This window comes from Halopseudomonas pelagia (assembly GCF_009497895.1).
Taxonomy (GTDB): Bacteria; Pseudomonadota; Gammaproteobacteria; order Pseudomonadales; family Pseudomonadaceae; genus Halopseudomonas; species Halopseudomonas pelagia_A.
The window spans coordinates 2,643,959-2,659,997 of the sequence record NZ_CP033116.1 but is presented as its reverse complement, the minus strand read 5'-3'; the positions used below and the strand labels follow the sequence as shown (position 1 = coordinate 2,659,997).

Here is a 16,039-nt window from a genome sequence, read left to right as displayed (position 1 = left end):
GGCGTTATAACTGATCCTCGATGGGCAACCAATCAAGCATCCAGGACATGAAACGGCGGGTTCGTCCTGCCTCAGGCTCTGAGGTCCAGGTCTGATCCTTGGTGTGCCATTCAAGTCTGTCGCCCTGACCCAGGCGCAGCTCGAACGCGTAATCATCCTCCGTCCAGCGCTGGAACAGTTCAGCCAGCTTCTCGGACAACTCCTTCTGATACACCATCACCCCAGCTTCCGTATTCAGCTCAATGGAGCGCGGATCAATATTGATAGAGCCGATAAAAAGCTTGTAGCGATCAAACACAAAGCTCTTGGCGTGCAAGCTCGCCACCGATTCACTGATAAAAGTATTGGGGCGCGACTGCTTGGCTGCCATGGGCTGCAATTCCCACAATTTGACGCCGCCCTTGAGCAAAGGCACTCGGTAGGGCGCGTAACTGCTATGCACTGCCAGAACATCCGTGGTCGCCAATGAGTTGGTCAGTACCGACACATCAGCTCCCTGCGCTACTACGCCGGTCAGCGCCTCAACGCCCCGTTGACCGGGAATGAAATAAGCGGACTTCATCAGGACTTCGGAATGCACGTCCAGCAGGTGATTTCCCAGAATACGGGCCAGATAGGGATCTTCGCTGTTCGGGGAGTGAGCATCAGCCTTGGACGGCGGATCCGCCAGCCAGTCGGAGTGGCCCCAGTACAGCTTCAGGCGCCCTTCAATCAGCGACTTGCTGAACGAGGAGCCCTCCATTGCTTGAATGTAGGGTTTCTGTGCCTGGCGCTCGCGATGTGAAGCCAAGCCCTTGCGCATACGGTTCAAAGTACCCTGCTTGGCATTCTCGTAGACCACGCTGGCAGGAATCGACAGCGGGCTATTCCAGAAAGCGTCAAAGCTCTCTGAGGCCTCCTGACTGATCGGACCGATCCCCAGCAGATCTATATCCTGAAAATCCCGCTCGCTGAGCGTGTAATACTCATCGCCGATGTTACGGCCACCGGTGATCATCGCCAGATTATCGGCGACCATCAGTTTGTTATGCATACGATTGTTGATGCGGCCAAATTCAACGATTTTACTCGGCAACTTGAACCACTTGTTGCGCATACTCACCGGATTGAACAACCGCAGTTCAATGTTGGTATGCCGGTCGAGCGTCGCCACGGCCTTGTCGGACATGCTGTTGCCGATGTCATCCAGTAGTATGCGCACGCGTACGCCCCGGTCTGCCGCCGCGAGTATCCGCTCCGCGATCAACCCGCCAGTGACGTCACCGCTGTAGATGTAATACTGCAGATCAAGGGTGGTCTCGGTCATGTCGATCAGTTGCAGGCGCGCAGACAACGCGTCCACGCCGCGATCCAGCATGTAGAACCCGGATTTTTTCAGATCATCTACCGGTTGTTGACGCATATAGGTGCTCAGCAACCCATGGGCCGGCACATCTATCGCATAACTCGGGGAGACATCGTGTTCGGGCAGTGGGGTTGCGCAAGCGGTCAAACCAATCAACAGTGCAGAAATACTACCAACCAGAAGGTATTTTTTTAGGCGCATGGCGCTCTCGTTATCGTCCGAAAGTGGCTGGCAGTCATACTACCAGCCACTTACCCAAACCACTATTCAGTGACGACTAACTGATACTCGGTGCGTTGCCCCCCGCGGGTGTGAATCACAACGTAGCCCTGTTGCGACGGCGTGAAGCCTTGGGTTAACGCGGCGCTGAACAGGGCTCGCCAGGTACTTTCCCCATCAGCCCGCTCCGGATCATAGTCAACACTCAAGACACGTTGTAGCGGTTTTTGTTCTAGAACGTAGTTGGCAACATTGGCAGCACCTACCGCGGTAACCGGGAAACTGACCAGCATCGGCAGACTGTTTTCGGTAATGGCGCCCAGGTCGGCAAAAGCTAAAGTCAGAGGGCCGACGATCTTCATTTTTCCGCGGCGCACTGCAGACATACCCACCTGCCGGGCGATGCCGCCCATATCTTCGCGCAAACGTTCCGGCGTCAACTGCATGTTGCGCCCGAACAGGTGCATGGGCTGACGTTCGATCAGCCGTATGCGGTAGTCCACCCCGGTGTCACGCAGGATCAGCGTATCGCCCGCACGTATGTCGACCACGGCCTGTTGTGACGGCGGCGGTGGTGTATACACGTTGGCGCAAAGCGGCGCTTTCAAACGAGCGCGCTCGGCATCAGCCAGTTGCTGATTGGCATCAAGTGCCGCGCACACCTGCTGATGGTATCCATCCCAGGCCTGCGCGGCAGCGCCGGCACTGACCAGCAAATCGATCAGCGCCGCATCGGCGTTACTTGCGGCAATCAGCAACGCTGTGCGTCTGCCCTGCTCTGCTTCCTGACGATCAGGCCCGCCGACTCCGGCGAACTCAACTCGCCGGGTATACGCATGCACATTGGCGCCCGCTTCGATCAAACGGCGGGCACCCGGCAACAGGTTCAACTCGGCAGCCGTCATCAATGGGGTCTTGCCCCACTGGTTCGCTGCATTCGGATCGAAGCCCTGCTGCAACAGCAGTTCCAGACTGTCGGGATTGTCTACCGCCACCATCAGTGCCGGGCTCTGGTCCGGTCCTACGCCCCGCTCCTCGCCGAAGGTGTCGGTTTCATAGGCAATGAAGTCGCGAATCACATTGGCGGGTGCATTATTCAGTACCACGCTGTACAGGGTGGCGAAGTTCCGCCCCTGTTCAAGTGCCCCGGCCGCAGGTGCCATGGCGTACCGTGGTTGATAGGGCTCTTGCGGCGTCAGGGGCAAACCCGGCACGGTCGCAGGTGCAGCAAGGTTTTCCATGCTTCGGGCCAGGGTTTCATGGAACAACAGATTTGCCGCAGCCTCACTCTCGGCAGCATTCAGACCTTGCGCAACAAACATCTGCACCAATTCCTGATGCGCTGGGCGCAACATGGGCATGACTTTGCGATACAGGGTCTTGGCGCCCAGATTACGCTCGGACCAGTTGAAAAACGCATCCAGGGCCTGGTCGTTGCGGTGATAGATTGCGGCTTCACGCTGGTAGCGAGTCAATGCATCAGCGCCAAGCAGGGGTAAGTTCAAGAGTGTCCACTGGCGTTCCTTCCAGCTCTGAAAATTGTCGCGCCGTTCATGCTGCGCATAGCCGGGCAATGGGTCGCCGGCCACCCTGTTCAGTTCCTTTTCCAATGCGGCATAGGCTGGCATGCCGGCCAGGGTATTGGTGCGCGGAGGGGTCAAGTAAGTCTGGAATAGGCACAGTGGCACCACTCCCTGCCCCGAGATTTGATAAACCCCGCTAAATGCCGACTCGCCACGGGCTGCAGGTGAATAGAAACCCCAGGTTTCATTGGCCAACAACAGGGTCCTGCCATCACGCTGAAACACGTCAATGGAGCCGTAGTCTCCGGTCTGAGATGATGAGGCATAGGCTCGGCCACCGTAGTTGGGTTGTTCGGCGACCCAGCGCGGCAAGGTATGGTCGTCCATCACCGGCTGACCATTGATCAGCACGCCGCGGGCACGGGTCTGATAACCGGCGTAGGGGCCGGCGTTATGCAAATCCACGCGAATTTCCCGCCCGTCCACCACCGCTGTGGTGTTCTCGCTATTACTGCCTGCGAGCAGCGTTACCCCAGGTAGCCGAGATGGGTCTGGCAGCCCATGGCGCTGGAGATCCTGATTCAACTGCTCGGTGAGCGCTGAGCACAACGCGGGTTCACGGCTATCGGCCAAGCGGTACTCGACATAGCTGGCATAGGCGTGGGCACCCTGACGATTATCGGCGGCCATCGCCGGGGCAGACCAACTGCTCAGCTGTTGCCGGCGCTGGCGATACATCTGCTCCAGGCACATGATGGCGGCTGGGTCCGCTTCCACTTTGGTACCGCTTTGCGCACTCAAACCGCAATGTGCGGCTCTGCTGAGCATCCATTGACGCTGGTTGGCCTCCAATAACAACCCGCCAGCAGTGTCCAGCTGGTTCGCCACGCGCTGGTACTGGCCTGTCAGCTGTTTATCCAGGGACGAAAGCTCGTCACTGGCACATATCTGCCGGTGTACCGCTGGCAGCGCACCGCCGCATTCAAAGCTGGCACGCGTTTCAGCGCGCGCCTCAGCCAGTCTTGGTGTGGTGTCGTGATAGGCAACCGGGCCGGAAACCGGTGCAGCACAACCGGCAACCAGTAACGCCAGCGCGGCTGGCACGGCCTGTTTAGCGCGAGAAGGAAGACGCATCAGATGCTCCTGATTAATTGTCATTATTTGATGAAAATCGCCGTGCCATAAATGGTGTACTGAGCTGTTCCCCCGCCGGGAGGTGGCGGGAAAGGACCGGCCTGGCGGATCGCTCGATCGGCGGCCGCGTCCAGCAGCTCATCACCGCAGCGATTGATCTGGTAAGAAAGCATCCGCCCGTTGGCATCCACAGTAATTTCATAGGGGATATAGCACTGACGCTTGAAATCGTTCGGATCACCCTTGTAGCCCGGCGGCGGCTTGTACACTGCTCCCTCTGGCCGCTTTAACTGCGCTATAACCCGGTTTTTTACCGTGTCGGCGTATCCAGGCGGAGCCGTTCGGCCGCGCGTGGGCGCATCCGCAGGTGGCGCAGGTGGTGCGGCGAATTGGGTATTAGCGCCGAAGGCATGCACTGGCGGGCCCGCAGGTTTCGCTGCGGGTTTTGCCACCACAGGTTCCGGCCGACGCGGTGGCTCGGGTTCTGCCACAGGGGATGGTTCGAGCTCGGGCTCAGGTTCCGGTTCTGGTTCAGGCTCAGGTTCGGGCTCCGGCTCTGGTTCTGGCTCGGGCGGTGGGGGAATACTGACCATATCCACCGCAACCACGACGGCTTCTTCAGGCATCGGTTGAGCCAGGCGACCACTCAACAGCCAAGCAAGCAGCGCAGCGTGAAATACAACCGAAAGCAGGATAACCAGCAGCCTCGCAGACCACTTGAGGCCTGTTGTCGGGGCGCTCATCAGGGCTCCAACTCTTCCGAGGCAACCAGGCTAATGCGCGTGTAACCGGCCTTCTGCAACGTGTTCATGACCCGCATCAAGGTGCCGTAGTCCACCGCCTGGTCACCGCGCAGGAATAATCGGGTTTCAAGGTCACCCGAGGTGATACCCAGTATCTGTGCTTGCAATTGGTTGAGGGCTATTTCCTGCTCCTGAACAAACAGCAAGCCGTCGGCCTGCACGCTTACATACACTGGATCCGTTGGCGGAGGGCTTGGCGTTGCCGCATTACTAGGTAGATCCACCGGCACATCTACTGTTGCCAGTGGCGCTGCCACCATGAAGATGATCAACAACACCAGCATCACGTCGACGAACGGAGTGATGTTCATTTCCGCGTTCTGCTGATAGTTATGTCGCTTGACCATGGGGCCTGAATTGAACTGGATGCCCATGGCTATTTCACCTCATCAAGCTTGCGCGACACGTCGGCAATCATCTCCGCCGAAAAGTTGTCCAGCCCACCGACGAAGCCGTTAATGTCCCGCGCGAACTTGTTGAAAATCATCACCGCCGGGATGGCGGCAAACAAGCCCAACGCGGTTGCCAACAACGCTTCAGCGATGCCCGGTGCGACGATGGCCAGACTGGCCGACTTCATCGTGGCGATGCTGGCAAAGCTGTTGAGAATGCCCCACACGGTACCGAACAGACCGATAAAAGGTGCGGTTGCACCAATAGTTGCCAGCACACCCATCATGCTGCCCAGGCGTGCCAGGTCTCGCTCCTGCACAATACTGGCAGTCAGCGACATGCGTTGTAGAAGTCGATTTATCTGATCTGCATCGGCGCTACGGTTACGTCCGAAGTGCGTCACTTCAGCCTGCGCCACCTGCCACATCCGGCCCATCGCGCTGTGCTCAGCCTGCTCATGCAGTAGCGTCAGATCGTTGTTGCGAAACCCCGCCAGAAAACGCTGATTGGCACGCCGCGCTTTGGCAAATACCACCAGCTTTTCAAATAGCACCGCCCAGGTTAAAAGCGAACACAGGACCAGGAAGATCATCACCGCTTTGACCACTACGTCCGCCTGCGTGAACATCTCGCGCACACCGAAGCGCTCGGCTGCCGGTGAAGTCGCCACCGCCCTGTCTGCCGCAGCTTCCCCGGTCACGCTGTCTGCAGCAGTGGCTGGCTGCTCATCCGCCTGGGCCAGAACTACACTGGTGCTCAGTCCTGTTACCCCGATCAACAGCAGCAACATCAGCATGCGCAACCGCGATTGCCAGCGTGATGATTGAAAGCCTAACGTTCGCATATCCATAAAAACCCCGATTATTGGTTGTTGTTGGGAGTGTGAGTGATGGCCTCTTCGCTGCCATCCAGCGAATCGATCGCCAGAATGGCATGCAGGGCAGCCACATAACCGGAGAAAGCCTTGCGCCCAAGCGTACTCAGGCACACGCGTGTGCGCGGCTTTTTGCCAGCGAAATCCTTTTTGATAGTGACGTAATGAGCGGCTTCCAGCGTGGCCAGGTGTGCTCCCAGGTTGCCGTCGGTGGTATCCAAAATGGCGCGCAATGCAACGAACTCCAGCCACTGATTCGGCGCCAGGGTATTCAGCGCCGCCATGATCTTCAGACGCACTGGTTGGTGGATGATTTCATTGGGAGTTTGCATGTCAACGCGGTCTCAGCCAGAGGCCAAAGAGCACGAAACTTCCGCCATAGGCGAAGGCCATCCACCACCAGAAGTAGGCGACGAAAAAGGCATAGCCGATCAGGCAGAGAGTGGCGACCAGTACCCCAATCAGGAAATACCGCGGCCGCAGGTGAACGCCACGGAAAACATAGAGTGTGCAGACCAGCAATGGCCCGACCAGCGTCCCTTGCTGCGCCGCCACCGGCCACATGATGATATTGATCAGAATATGGAACAGCAGAATGGTGCCGATCACCACCAGGTAGCGCCAGACGATGCCGGGCAATAAAGGCGCAGCATACGCTGCCAACACGGCCCCTCCAGCGAGGCCAAGCACAATCAGCGGAATCCAGATATACAGTAGAAGATGCGGGAAAAGAGCAGTGAGAATAAAACCGACAACATGCAGCCCGCCCCACAGAATCAACTGATTGGATTCTGCCTGATAATCCTGAAAGCCTGCAGCGCGGGCATTGATAGCCGCTATGTCGCGCAAAGCCTGAGCAGCTTCTTCTGCGGAAGGGGGCATTGGTCTTCTCTTGTTATTATTAAATGCAATTACTTATAAGCAAAGTACTCTATGCAACAGAGTGAACAAAGACAATAGGCTCGCGTGTTTTTTCTGCGGGCAAGACATGCCGCACGAGTCAGGCAGATAAGCCACCAACCCCGCGGATGCTTTTCAGCCAATAATCCCGTACTCGCCACCGCGCTCCAGTGCTCTCTTGTAGGCAGGCCGATCATGCACGCGCTCAAGAAAGCCGATCAAATGTGGCCATTGTCTATCCAGTCCACCGCGCGCAGCAGCGGCCTCCAGCGGAAAACTCATCTGCACATCGGCAGCGCTGAATTCAGCCCCGGCAAACCAGCCAGTGGCAGCCAGCTCATTGTTCATGTAATTCAGATGTTGAATGATCTGCGGTTCAACAAATTTGCCTTTGACCTGCCGAGCGATGCCCCTGGCAAAGGGTTTGGCAAAAAACGGCATGGGCGCCGTTTCAACCCGGTTGAACACCAGCTTGAGTAGAAGCGGCAGCATCGCGGAGCCCTCGGCATAATGCAGCCAGTAGGTGTAGCGCAGACGTTCGGGTGTGCCGCGTGCGGGTGCAAGATGCCCTTGGCCGTAAGTCTCGACCAGGTACTCGATAATCGCGCCAGACTCTGCGACGGTCAGATCACCATCAGTAATAACGGGTGACTTTCCCAACGGATGCACCGCCTTGAGTTCCGGCGGTGCCAGCATAGTCTCTGGGTCACGCTCATAGCGCCGTACTTCATATTCCAGACCCAGCTCTTCAAGCAGCCAAAGGATGCGCTGTGAGCGTGAATTATTCAGGTGGTGGACAACAATCATGGTATTCCCAGCCTCTTTACAGAAAGAAGATCGCCACTATGCCATATAGCAATGCCATAGTCGGCACCGGAGGCCGCCAGTTGGCGGGCCCGGTGCCGTTTGGCGCTGTTAGCCGCGCGTAGCTCGCCACATGGCCTTTTCAGTGCGTTGATAGAGATCTACCAACTCCGGCTTGCCCAGCACTGATACCAATTCGGCTTGAGGCATCCACTGGTTGACCTTGAGTAGACGCCCCTCCTGCAGTACGCCGCCCTTGATGACCGAAATAGCGACTATTTGGCCCTTGGACAAAAACTGCTGTTCCGCGTAGACCCAATAGTGATCGCACCAGATGATCGTCGTCTGAATCTCGAAACGTTGAAATAGCCACAAAGGCCCTTTCACACTTAAAGACAGACATTTGCCGAATGGTGCATAACGGCTGGTGAGAATCTGCCGGAAGATGCCCCAGTCCATCAGCATCGATACCCAGCCAAGATCGCCAAACGCGAAAAATCGCTCGATATTGACCTTTTTTATATCCACGTCCACCGGCCACACCCTTAATTTCAGCCTGCTGACATGGGACATGGGCTGTTTGGATCTGAACAGGCTCGTCAGCATTAACAGCAACAAACGGAATCGCAATTTCATAGCATTCACCTCTCATTATGTTCAAAGACATTTCTCCGGCACCCCGAATACCGGGGGCCGTGAGACACTATGTATTTGTCGTTGAGAGCGAATGCGTATGAGTGATCCTGTAGAGCAACCCAAACGAGTTATTCCCGGTTGGATAAAGGTCGGTTTTCTGGTTTTGTTGATTGCCGGCATGGCATTGGTGGTGTGGCAGCAATTGCCGCGTTCGGGTATCTCCACGGATTTGTCGGTAGTCGGCGGCGAGCGCCCGGTGCTGGTCCTGACCCGTGACGTTAATCTGCTCAATGGTGCCGAGGTGTTGGAGATAATGCGCCAGGTGGAGCCGCAATACCGGGACACAATCCTGTTCAGGATTGCTCATCAGGGTCAGCCGGTCGGACGAGCGTTCGCCCGTCAGCATGGGACACGGGACGGCGACCTGACGCTGCTCGATCAGGATGGCGAAGTAATCGGCAGGATGGTACAGCCACGCAATGCCGAGGAGCTCGCGCAACTGCTGCCGGAACCGCCACCGCGCTGAGGGCTGACCTGCAGTGAAGTGCATGCTGACCATTGGCAACTATCGACCAATAGCTAATCCCCTCCCACCCCCGTCTTGATGTATACGTTTGGCCATTCCAAAAAACCCGATAACAATAAATAAGGACTGGCCAAGTGAACATCACAAGGAAATATTGTCTGTTCGGCATGCTGTTTTGCGGTCTGTTGAACATCCAGCCGGTGGGCGCCGCAGACCCGATTCTGCTGGGACTCAACGCGCCGCGCTCGGGTGAATATGAGCAAGAAGGTCTGATGCAGGTGCGCGGCGCGCTGATGGCGGTGGATGAGATCAATCAGGCTGGCGGCGTGCTGCGGCGCCCCTTGGCGATACTTGAGCGCGACACCGCATCCAAACCCGCTCAAGCGGTAAGCAACGTTAATGAACTGGCTGCCGAAGGCGCCCAGATGCTGTTTGGTGGCGCCTCCAGCGCCGTAGCGGTGGCGGCCGGGAAGCGCGCACGCGACCTCGGACTGCTGTATTTCGGTACCCTTACCTATTCCAACGACACCACCGGCAAAGACGCTCATCGCTACATGTTTCGCGAGAGCTATAACGCCTGGATGGCGTCGCGGGTGCTGGGGCAGCAGTTGAATGAACAGATGCCAGATACCCGCTATTTCTACGTCACGGCAGACTACACCTGGGGCCACACGACCGAGCAATCGATGCGCCACTTTACTGGTACTGATGACGTCAGCGAGCATGGCCGCACATTGATCCCTTTCCCCGGATCCATGCAGAAAGATCTGCGTGTGGCCATGCAGGCGGCGCTCGACGCCAAGCCGGAGGTGCTGGTATTGGTGCTGTTCGGTGATCAGATGGTTAAGGGTATGCGCATGGCCCACCAAATGGGTCTGACCAAAACTACCCAGATCGTTGTCCCTAACCTCACCTTGAGTATGGTCGAGCAGGCTGGTCCGGCATTGATGGAAGGTGTGCTGGGCGCATCCGCCTGGACCTGGAATGTGCCCTACGTATACAACCATGCGCGCGGGCAGGCTTTCGTGGAGCGGTTTGTCGAGCTTTACCAGACCTATCCCTCTACCTCAGCCGCCTCGGCGTACAGCATCGTCTACCAATGGGCCGACGCGGTCGCGCGGACCGGGAGTCTGGATACCGAAAGGCTGATCATTGCGCTGGAGGGGCATGAATACCAATTGCTCAAAGACGCACAGAGCTGGCGCGCCTTTGATCACCAGAACGTGCAGACCGTATACGCAGTGAGAATAAAGCCGCGCTCCCAGGTCATGCTCGACCCGCTCCGGCAGGACTACTTCGAGCTATTGGCGGCGATGCCCGGCGAACAGGCAGCGATGAGCAGAGAGCAATGGATTGCCGAACGGCGAGCCCATAACCAACCCGAGCAGTTACGCTAAAATCAGAGCACCGGCTCTACCGCTGCCAGACGCAAGCCGCGCTCCCAGCTGAGGATGCGGTTGCGGCCCTGCTGCTTGGCCGCATACAGCGCCTGATCAGCGCGGTCAGCAAGGTCGTAGAGATTTTCCCGCTCATCCAGGGTGGCTTCAGCCAGACCGATGGAGACAGTCGCTCGGAAATCACCGCGGCTGCTCTGGATAGCCACCTTTTCCCACTCGGAGCGAATGCGCTCGGCCAGTGTCCTCGCCTGCTCCTGGCTGGTATCGGGAAGCAGCACAACGAACTCCTCCCCGCCAAACCGGCAGATCAGGTCCGGCACCCGGGTATGGTCTACCAGATGCTGGGCGAATTTAACCAATACGCCGTCACCGGCCTTGTGACCGTGATCGTCGTTGATCGCTTTGAAGTGATCCAGATCCATCAGCAACAAAGATACAGGCCGCCCGTTGCGCTGGCCTGCCACCAACATTCTGATCGCCGACTCTTCAAACGCGCGACGGTTGAACAGTCCGGTTAACGGATCTATTGCCGCCTGCAGCCGCAGGGCATCCTGGAGGCTGCGCGTGGTCAGTACTATGCACAGCAAGGTGAAGCCGTAAACAAAGGCTATCCCCTCCATATAGTTCAGCGACTCGATCTCGGCCGCGGCTTGAAAGCTGCCGGCACCGGTATAGGCGTTATCCAGCAGGTACAGGAAAAAGCGCCTCAGGTAGATCAACCCATGTACCGACCACAACAGCGTCCAGAGCCAGAATAATGAACGTTGAAAGCCCGCCAGCAGCCGTAACTCCCGTATCGTCAGAATACTGAGCCCGACCACAATGGCGCTGTGCAGCATAGTGCTGTAGCGAAACGAATCGCGCAGCAGGAAGAACGCCAGACCCTGGACTAACAGGATGGCCAGCATGACTTTGGTGAAACCCCAGAACTCATTGCCGCCACGGTAGAGACGGCTACCCCACCAGAGCACAAAATAAGCTTGGGTGATAACAGCTGCACTGATCCACAGAGGCAGTGGCGGGCTGGCCACCTGCAGTACCAGACCGGCGACAAACACGGCCAAACCCAACGTCCAATAGCGGATCGCTCTGACCTGACGATTAAGTGCCGCCGCCACCGCCAACCCTGCCACCGACAAGGCCGTGGTGAAAGCTAGCACCAGCATCAGGGTTTTTACGTCCAGCATTCCTTTTCACTCAACTCCGGATTTTCCATGTGCTCAGGATAGAGTATAGCGGAATTACTGGCCAGCCGGCTTGACCCTGAACCACAGGGCATAGAGCGCTGGAAGGAACAAAAGCGTGATCAATGTCCCAACCAGCGTACCGCCGATCAATACGTAAGCCATGGGCCCCCAGAAGGCGTCATGAGCGAGCGGCACGAAGGCCAGAGCCGCGGCAAGAGCGGTTAACAATACCGGGCGCGTGCGCTGGACCGTGGCTTCTACCAAGGCATTGAACTTATCCATGCCACTGGCCAGGTTATCGTCGATCTGCATGGTTAGAATCAGCGTATTGCGCATCAGGATGCCCGCCAGCCCGGTCAGTCCGAGCAGGGCTACAAAGCCGAACGGCTGATTTCCGATAATCAACGCCAACGTCGCGCCAATGACACCCAAAGGCGCGGTCGCCAGCACCATGAAAGTGCCCGAGAAGCTGCGCATCTGCAGCATGATGATGATCATCATCAAGCCGATCATGATGGGCTGTACCTTCTTGATCGAAGCCTGGCCTTTGGCGGACTGTTCAACGGAGCCACCGACCTCCAGATGGTAGCCTGCCGGCAGCTGCTCCCGCAGCTCGTCCAACTGCTCCCACAGCGCCCAGGTCACATCCGGTGGTTGCGCGCCGCGCACATCGCCCTGAACGGTAATAAAGGGCTCGCGGTTGTAGCGTTTAAGTACCGGGTCCTCGCTGACCATCTCGATCAGGCCAGCCTGCTGCAGTGTGATATTGCGCCCGTCAGCGGTACGCAGGGGTAGATCAGCAAAGTCCTTGATGCCCTCTGGCACGCCGCGCATGACCAGTTGCACGCTACGTATATCCTCGCGCAATACGGTGGCGGGCATGCCGCCCCATTGAAACTGCAATTGCCGAGAGAGTTCGCGGGGTGTCAAACCAATCGAGCGCAGGCGTTCGTTATCCAGCTTCAGGCGTGCGACAGGCACCCGCTCCGACCAGTCCAGATTGGCATTGAACACCGCCGGGTGCTCGGCCATGATCTGCCGCACCTGGTCTGCCAAGCCTCTGAGCACATCGATATCTGGACCCATGACCCGGAAGCTGACCGGCCAGACCACCGGCGGACCAAACACCAGTTGATGCACCCGCACACGCGCTTCTGGGAACTCGCCAGCAGCTACCCGTTCGCGCATGATACGGATCAGTTGATCGCGTCCTGCATCGTCACGGGCAATCGCCACCAGCTTGGCAAACCCGGGGTTGGGTTGCTCGGGATTCAGCGAAAGGAAAAACCGCGGCGCGCCGGCGCCGACATAGGTGGACAATGACACCACCTCCTCATTTCCCTTGAGAGCCGCTTCCAGGCGGCGAGCCACGGCATCAGTCGCGCTGATGCTACTGCCTTCAGGCATGAACACCTCGATCAGCACTTCAGGCCGGTCCGAGGAGGGGAAAAACTGTTTCTGCACCACAGCGCCCATGCCCACGATCGCCAGGACGAACAGGCCCACCGTCGCCAGCACCACGCTCTTGCGATAGCGCACGCAGCTTGCGATAAGCCGGCGGAAGCGCTGATAACCGCGCGTATTGTAAGTCTGTGCATGGTCGGTGTGCGGCGTTTTCACTTCTTTCAGCAGCGCCACACCGAGCCAGGGGGTAAACACCACAGCCACGAACCAGGAGGCCAGCAGCGCGAAGGCCAGGACCCAGAAAATATTGCCGGTATATTCCCCGACGCCGGATTTGGCAAAGCCGATGGGGACAAAACCGATCACCGTCACCAGGGTGCCGGAGAGCATCGGCGCCGCCGTCACTGTCCAGGCGTGCGCGGCAGCTCTGACCTTGTCCCAGCCCTCCTCCATCTTGACCAGCATCATCTCGATGGCAATGATCGCATCGTCTACCAACAGACCCAGGGCAATGATCAGCGCCCCCAGGGTGATGCGATCCAGGTTCATCCCGCGCATCAGCATCAACAAAAAGGTAATGCCCAGCGTCAGCGGTACTGCGATGCCGACGATCAGTCCAGGTCGTAGCCCAAGACTGACGAAGCTCACCAGCATGACCACCAACACCGCGATCAGAAACTTGATCTGGAACAGCTCAACGGCGCGGGTGATGGCTTCGCGCTGGTTGGTGACCTGGCGCAGCTCCATTCCCAGCGGCATCGAGTCGGCCAGTTGATGATAGGTGTCAGACAGATGCTCACCCACATCCAGGCCATTCTCACCCTTGCGCAGGACCACGCCGAGCAGTAGCGCATCCTCACCGAAGGCCCGAACCATATAGCTTGGCGGATCCTCGTAACCGCGCAACACTTCAGCCACATCGCCCAAGCGGATCAAGCGGTCGCCGACGCGCAAGGGCACGTCACGGATGGCATCCAGGTCAGCGAGATCGGCATCGATGCGCCAATACAAGCGGCTGCCCTGGGTTTCGATCAGGCCGGCGGGCAACAGCCGGTTGTAGGCTTCCAGCGCATCGGCGATCTGTTCCAGCGACAAGCCCAACTGTGCCATGCGATAGGCGTCCAGATCGACGAATACCCGCTCTGACTGCTCGCCGATAATTCTGACCTTTTGCACGCCCTCGACGCGGTTGAAACTATTGCGCAGGGCTTCGGCTTCGCGCACCAGTTGGCGCTGCGGCATACCCGGCGCAGTCAGCGAGTACAGGGAAAAATACACATCAGAAAAGTCATCATTGACGAACGGGCCCTGAACGCCCGGCGGCAGCCGTGGCGCTTCGTCCTGCATGCGTTTGCGCACTTCATAGAACAGCTGCGGCAACTCCTGCGAAGGCGTGAAATCCTCGAAGGTCACCTGCATGGTCACCAGGCCAGGACGGGCGGTGGTTTCTATCTTGTCGAAATAGGCGACTTCCATGATGCGCTTTTCTAGCGGGTCAGCGACCTGTTGCTGCATCTGTTCGGCACTGGCGCCAGGCCAGTTGACCGATACGACCATGGCCCGTACGGAGAACTGCGGATCCTCGGCCCGGCCCAGCGCAAAGAACGAGTAAATCCCCGCCAGCGCCACAATCAACAGAAAAAACAGGGTGACCGATTTCTCCCTGACCGCGTGCGCCGAGAGATTGAAGCGCAACGGGTCGTGGCTCATGGCAGAACCTCAACCGCCTGCCCGGCCTCCAGCAGGTGGGCCCCGAGCGCGATAATCTGGGTCCCGGCTGGCATTTCACTGTGGATATACGCCTGCTCAGTGTCCATGCGCACCAGTTTCACCGGGTGGAACTGTACCTGGCCGTTATCCACCACCCATACCCCCATACCCTGCCCCGGATCGATCAAAGCGCCGACCGGAATCCTTTGCAACGCTTGTCCATTCAACTCCTGAACCAGCTCAAGGGTGACGCTGCTGCCCAGTGACCAGGCTTCGGGGTCGTCTTCGATCGCGAAGCGGGCCCGCCAGCTGCGGGTCAAGGGATCTGCAGAGCCGGATATCTCGCGCAAGCTTGCATCAGCCTGAACATCCCCAGCGTACAACTGCACCCTTGCCGTCTGCGGCAACTCATCCCGGCGGCGCTCGGGTACGTAGACTTCAACATCGCGTGGACCGTCATACGCCAACGTGGCCACCGGCGTACCCGCGGACACCACCTGCCCTACTTCGCCGCTGACCGTCAGGAGTATGCCGCTGGCGGGCGCCTTGAGTTCCACATAGCCACTCGCGCTGCGCGCCTGGGCAAGCTGGGCCTGTGCTGCCTTGACGCTTTCGCTGGCGGCACTGGCTGCGGCGCGGGCATCTTCATAGGTTTGCTCGGGAATCAGGTCGCGGGCGCGCAGCGTATCCAGGCGCTTGCGATTGGCTTCGGCGTTGTTGGCCTGCACTCGCGCGGACTCCACGTCCGCCTGAGCGGCGGAAAGCTGCTGACGGATGTCCGCCGGGTCCAGGCGCAACAATACGTCTCCCGCCTCTACGTGCTCACCGGTATGCACCAGACGTTCGTTTATCTGGCCTGCCAGACGAAACCCCAATTCGGCTTCGTTGCGTGGCTGTACCGTGCCGCTGAGCGTCCAGGTATGTTGCTCTGCCGATTCAATAACGGCCGTTCGCACCTTCAGCGCCGAACTCTCGACGGATTTTGCGTTCTCAGGCTCAGCTCCGCAGCCAGCCAGGATAAATAACGCCAAGGACGCAAGGGATAAAACCCGCATGGCCTGTTAACCTTTATGAAAGGGTGTATTCGAATATCTCGTGCCCGCATATTTACAGAACGCGTCCGTTCAGTAAATACTCGGCGGGCAAAATATCTGCGTGGTGAATACACTCAGATCAATCAAATG

At 58.2% G+C, this 16,039-nt stretch carries 14 protein-coding genes; 2 read left to right on the top strand and 12 right to left on the bottom strand.

The window, feature by feature from the left end; translation table 11 throughout:
- Nucleotides 1–4: 4 nt before the first annotated feature.
- The 9 genes from EAO82_RS12485 to EAO82_RS12445 all read right to left on the bottom strand — a co-directional run bounded on the left by EAO82_RS12485 (nucleotide 5) and on the right by EAO82_RS12445 (nucleotide 8,631).
- A complete protein-coding gene (locus EAO82_RS12485) occupies nucleotides 5–1,546 on the bottom strand; it encodes a phospholipase D family protein (protein ID WP_096347705.1) in 1,542 nt (513 codons plus the stop codon).
- 62 nt (nucleotides 1,547–1,608) lie between these two features.
- Nucleotides 1,609–4,221 carry an ankyrin repeat domain-containing protein gene (locus EAO82_RS12480; RefSeq protein WP_174958865.1) on the bottom strand — a complete coding sequence of 871 codons (2,613 nt, stop codon included), beginning with the start codon at nucleotides 4,219–4,221 and terminating at the stop codon, nucleotides 1,609–1,611.
- Between the two features lie 23 nt (nucleotides 4,222–4,244).
- Nucleotides 4,245–4,964 carry a TonB family protein gene (locus EAO82_RS12475; RefSeq protein WP_143520365.1) on the bottom strand — a complete coding sequence of 240 codons (720 nt, stop codon included), beginning with the start codon at nucleotides 4,962–4,964 and terminating at the stop codon, nucleotides 4,245–4,247.
- Nucleotides 4,964–5,398 (bottom strand): TonB system transport protein ExbD, encoded by a 435-nt coding sequence (exbD, locus tag EAO82_RS12470; protein WP_410402948.1) that lies wholly within the window; start codon nucleotides 5,396–5,398, stop codon nucleotides 4,964–4,966. Before exbD ends, EAO82_RS12475 begins: the two co-directional genes overlap by 1 nt.
- Before the next feature lie 2 nt (nucleotides 5,399–5,400).
- Nucleotides 5,401–6,267, bottom strand: a complete 867-nt coding sequence (locus tag EAO82_RS12465) for a MotA/TolQ/ExbB proton channel family protein (protein ID WP_096347708.1) — start codon at nucleotides 6,265–6,267, stop codon at nucleotides 5,401–5,403.
- Between the two features lie 11 nt (nucleotides 6,268–6,278).
- Entirely contained in the window at nucleotides 6,279–6,623 is a 345-nt protein-coding gene (locus tag EAO82_RS12460; protein ID WP_096347709.1) for a winged helix-turn-helix domain-containing protein, read from the bottom strand.
- Between the two features lies 1 nt (nucleotide 6,624).
- The gene (locus EAO82_RS12455) at nucleotides 6,625–7,173 is read right to left on the bottom strand and encodes a hypothetical protein (RefSeq protein ID WP_096347710.1); all 549 of its coding nucleotides are present in this window, start codon (nucleotides 7,171–7,173) and stop codon (nucleotides 6,625–6,627) included.
- Between the two features lie 153 nt (nucleotides 7,174–7,326).
- A complete protein-coding gene (locus EAO82_RS12450) occupies nucleotides 7,327–7,998 on the bottom strand; it encodes a glutathione S-transferase (RefSeq protein WP_096347711.1) in 672 nt (223 codons plus the stop codon).
- A gap of 108 nt (nucleotides 7,999–8,106) precedes the next feature.
- Complete coding sequence (locus EAO82_RS12445; RefSeq protein WP_096347712.1) at nucleotides 8,107–8,631, bottom strand: thioesterase family protein; 525 nt, start codon at nucleotides 8,629–8,631, stop codon at nucleotides 8,107–8,109.
- A gap of 97 nt (nucleotides 8,632–8,728) precedes the next feature.
- Between EAO82_RS12445 and EAO82_RS12440 the strand changes: the two genes are divergently transcribed.
- The gene (locus EAO82_RS12440; RefSeq protein ID WP_143520366.1) at nucleotides 8,729–9,157 is read left to right on the top strand and encodes a hypothetical protein; all 429 of its coding nucleotides are present in this window, start codon (nucleotides 8,729–8,731) and stop codon (nucleotides 9,155–9,157) included.
- A gap of 167 nt (nucleotides 9,158–9,324) precedes the next feature.
- The gene (locus EAO82_RS12435; protein WP_096347714.1) at nucleotides 9,325–10,554 is read left to right on the top strand and encodes an ABC transporter substrate-binding protein; all 1,230 of its coding nucleotides are present in this window, start codon (nucleotides 9,325–9,327) and stop codon (nucleotides 10,552–10,554) included.
- 2 nt (nucleotides 10,555–10,556) lie between these two features.
- Here the strand turns inward: EAO82_RS12435 and EAO82_RS12430 are convergent, their stop codons facing one another.
- Genes EAO82_RS12430 through EAO82_RS12420 form a run of 3 tightly spaced genes read right to left on the bottom strand, consistent with a single transcriptional unit; the run spans nucleotide 10,557 to nucleotide 15,910 of the window.
- On the bottom strand, nucleotides 10,557–11,741 hold the full coding sequence (locus EAO82_RS12430) for a GGDEF domain-containing protein (RefSeq protein ID WP_096347715.1): 1,185 nt from the start codon (nucleotides 11,739–11,741) through the stop codon (nucleotides 10,557–10,559).
- A gap of 54 nt (nucleotides 11,742–11,795) precedes the next feature.
- Nucleotides 11,796–14,855: an efflux RND transporter permease subunit gene (locus EAO82_RS12425; protein ID WP_096347716.1), complete on the bottom strand. Its 3,060-nt coding sequence runs from the start codon at nucleotides 14,853–14,855 to the stop codon at nucleotides 11,796–11,798.
- A complete protein-coding gene (locus tag EAO82_RS12420; protein WP_096347717.1) occupies nucleotides 14,852–15,910 on the bottom strand; it encodes an efflux RND transporter periplasmic adaptor subunit in 1,059 nt (352 codons plus the stop codon). The genes EAO82_RS12425 and EAO82_RS12420 overlap by 4 nt, the downstream gene beginning before the upstream one ends.
- Nucleotides 15,911–16,039 lie beyond the last annotated feature (129 nt).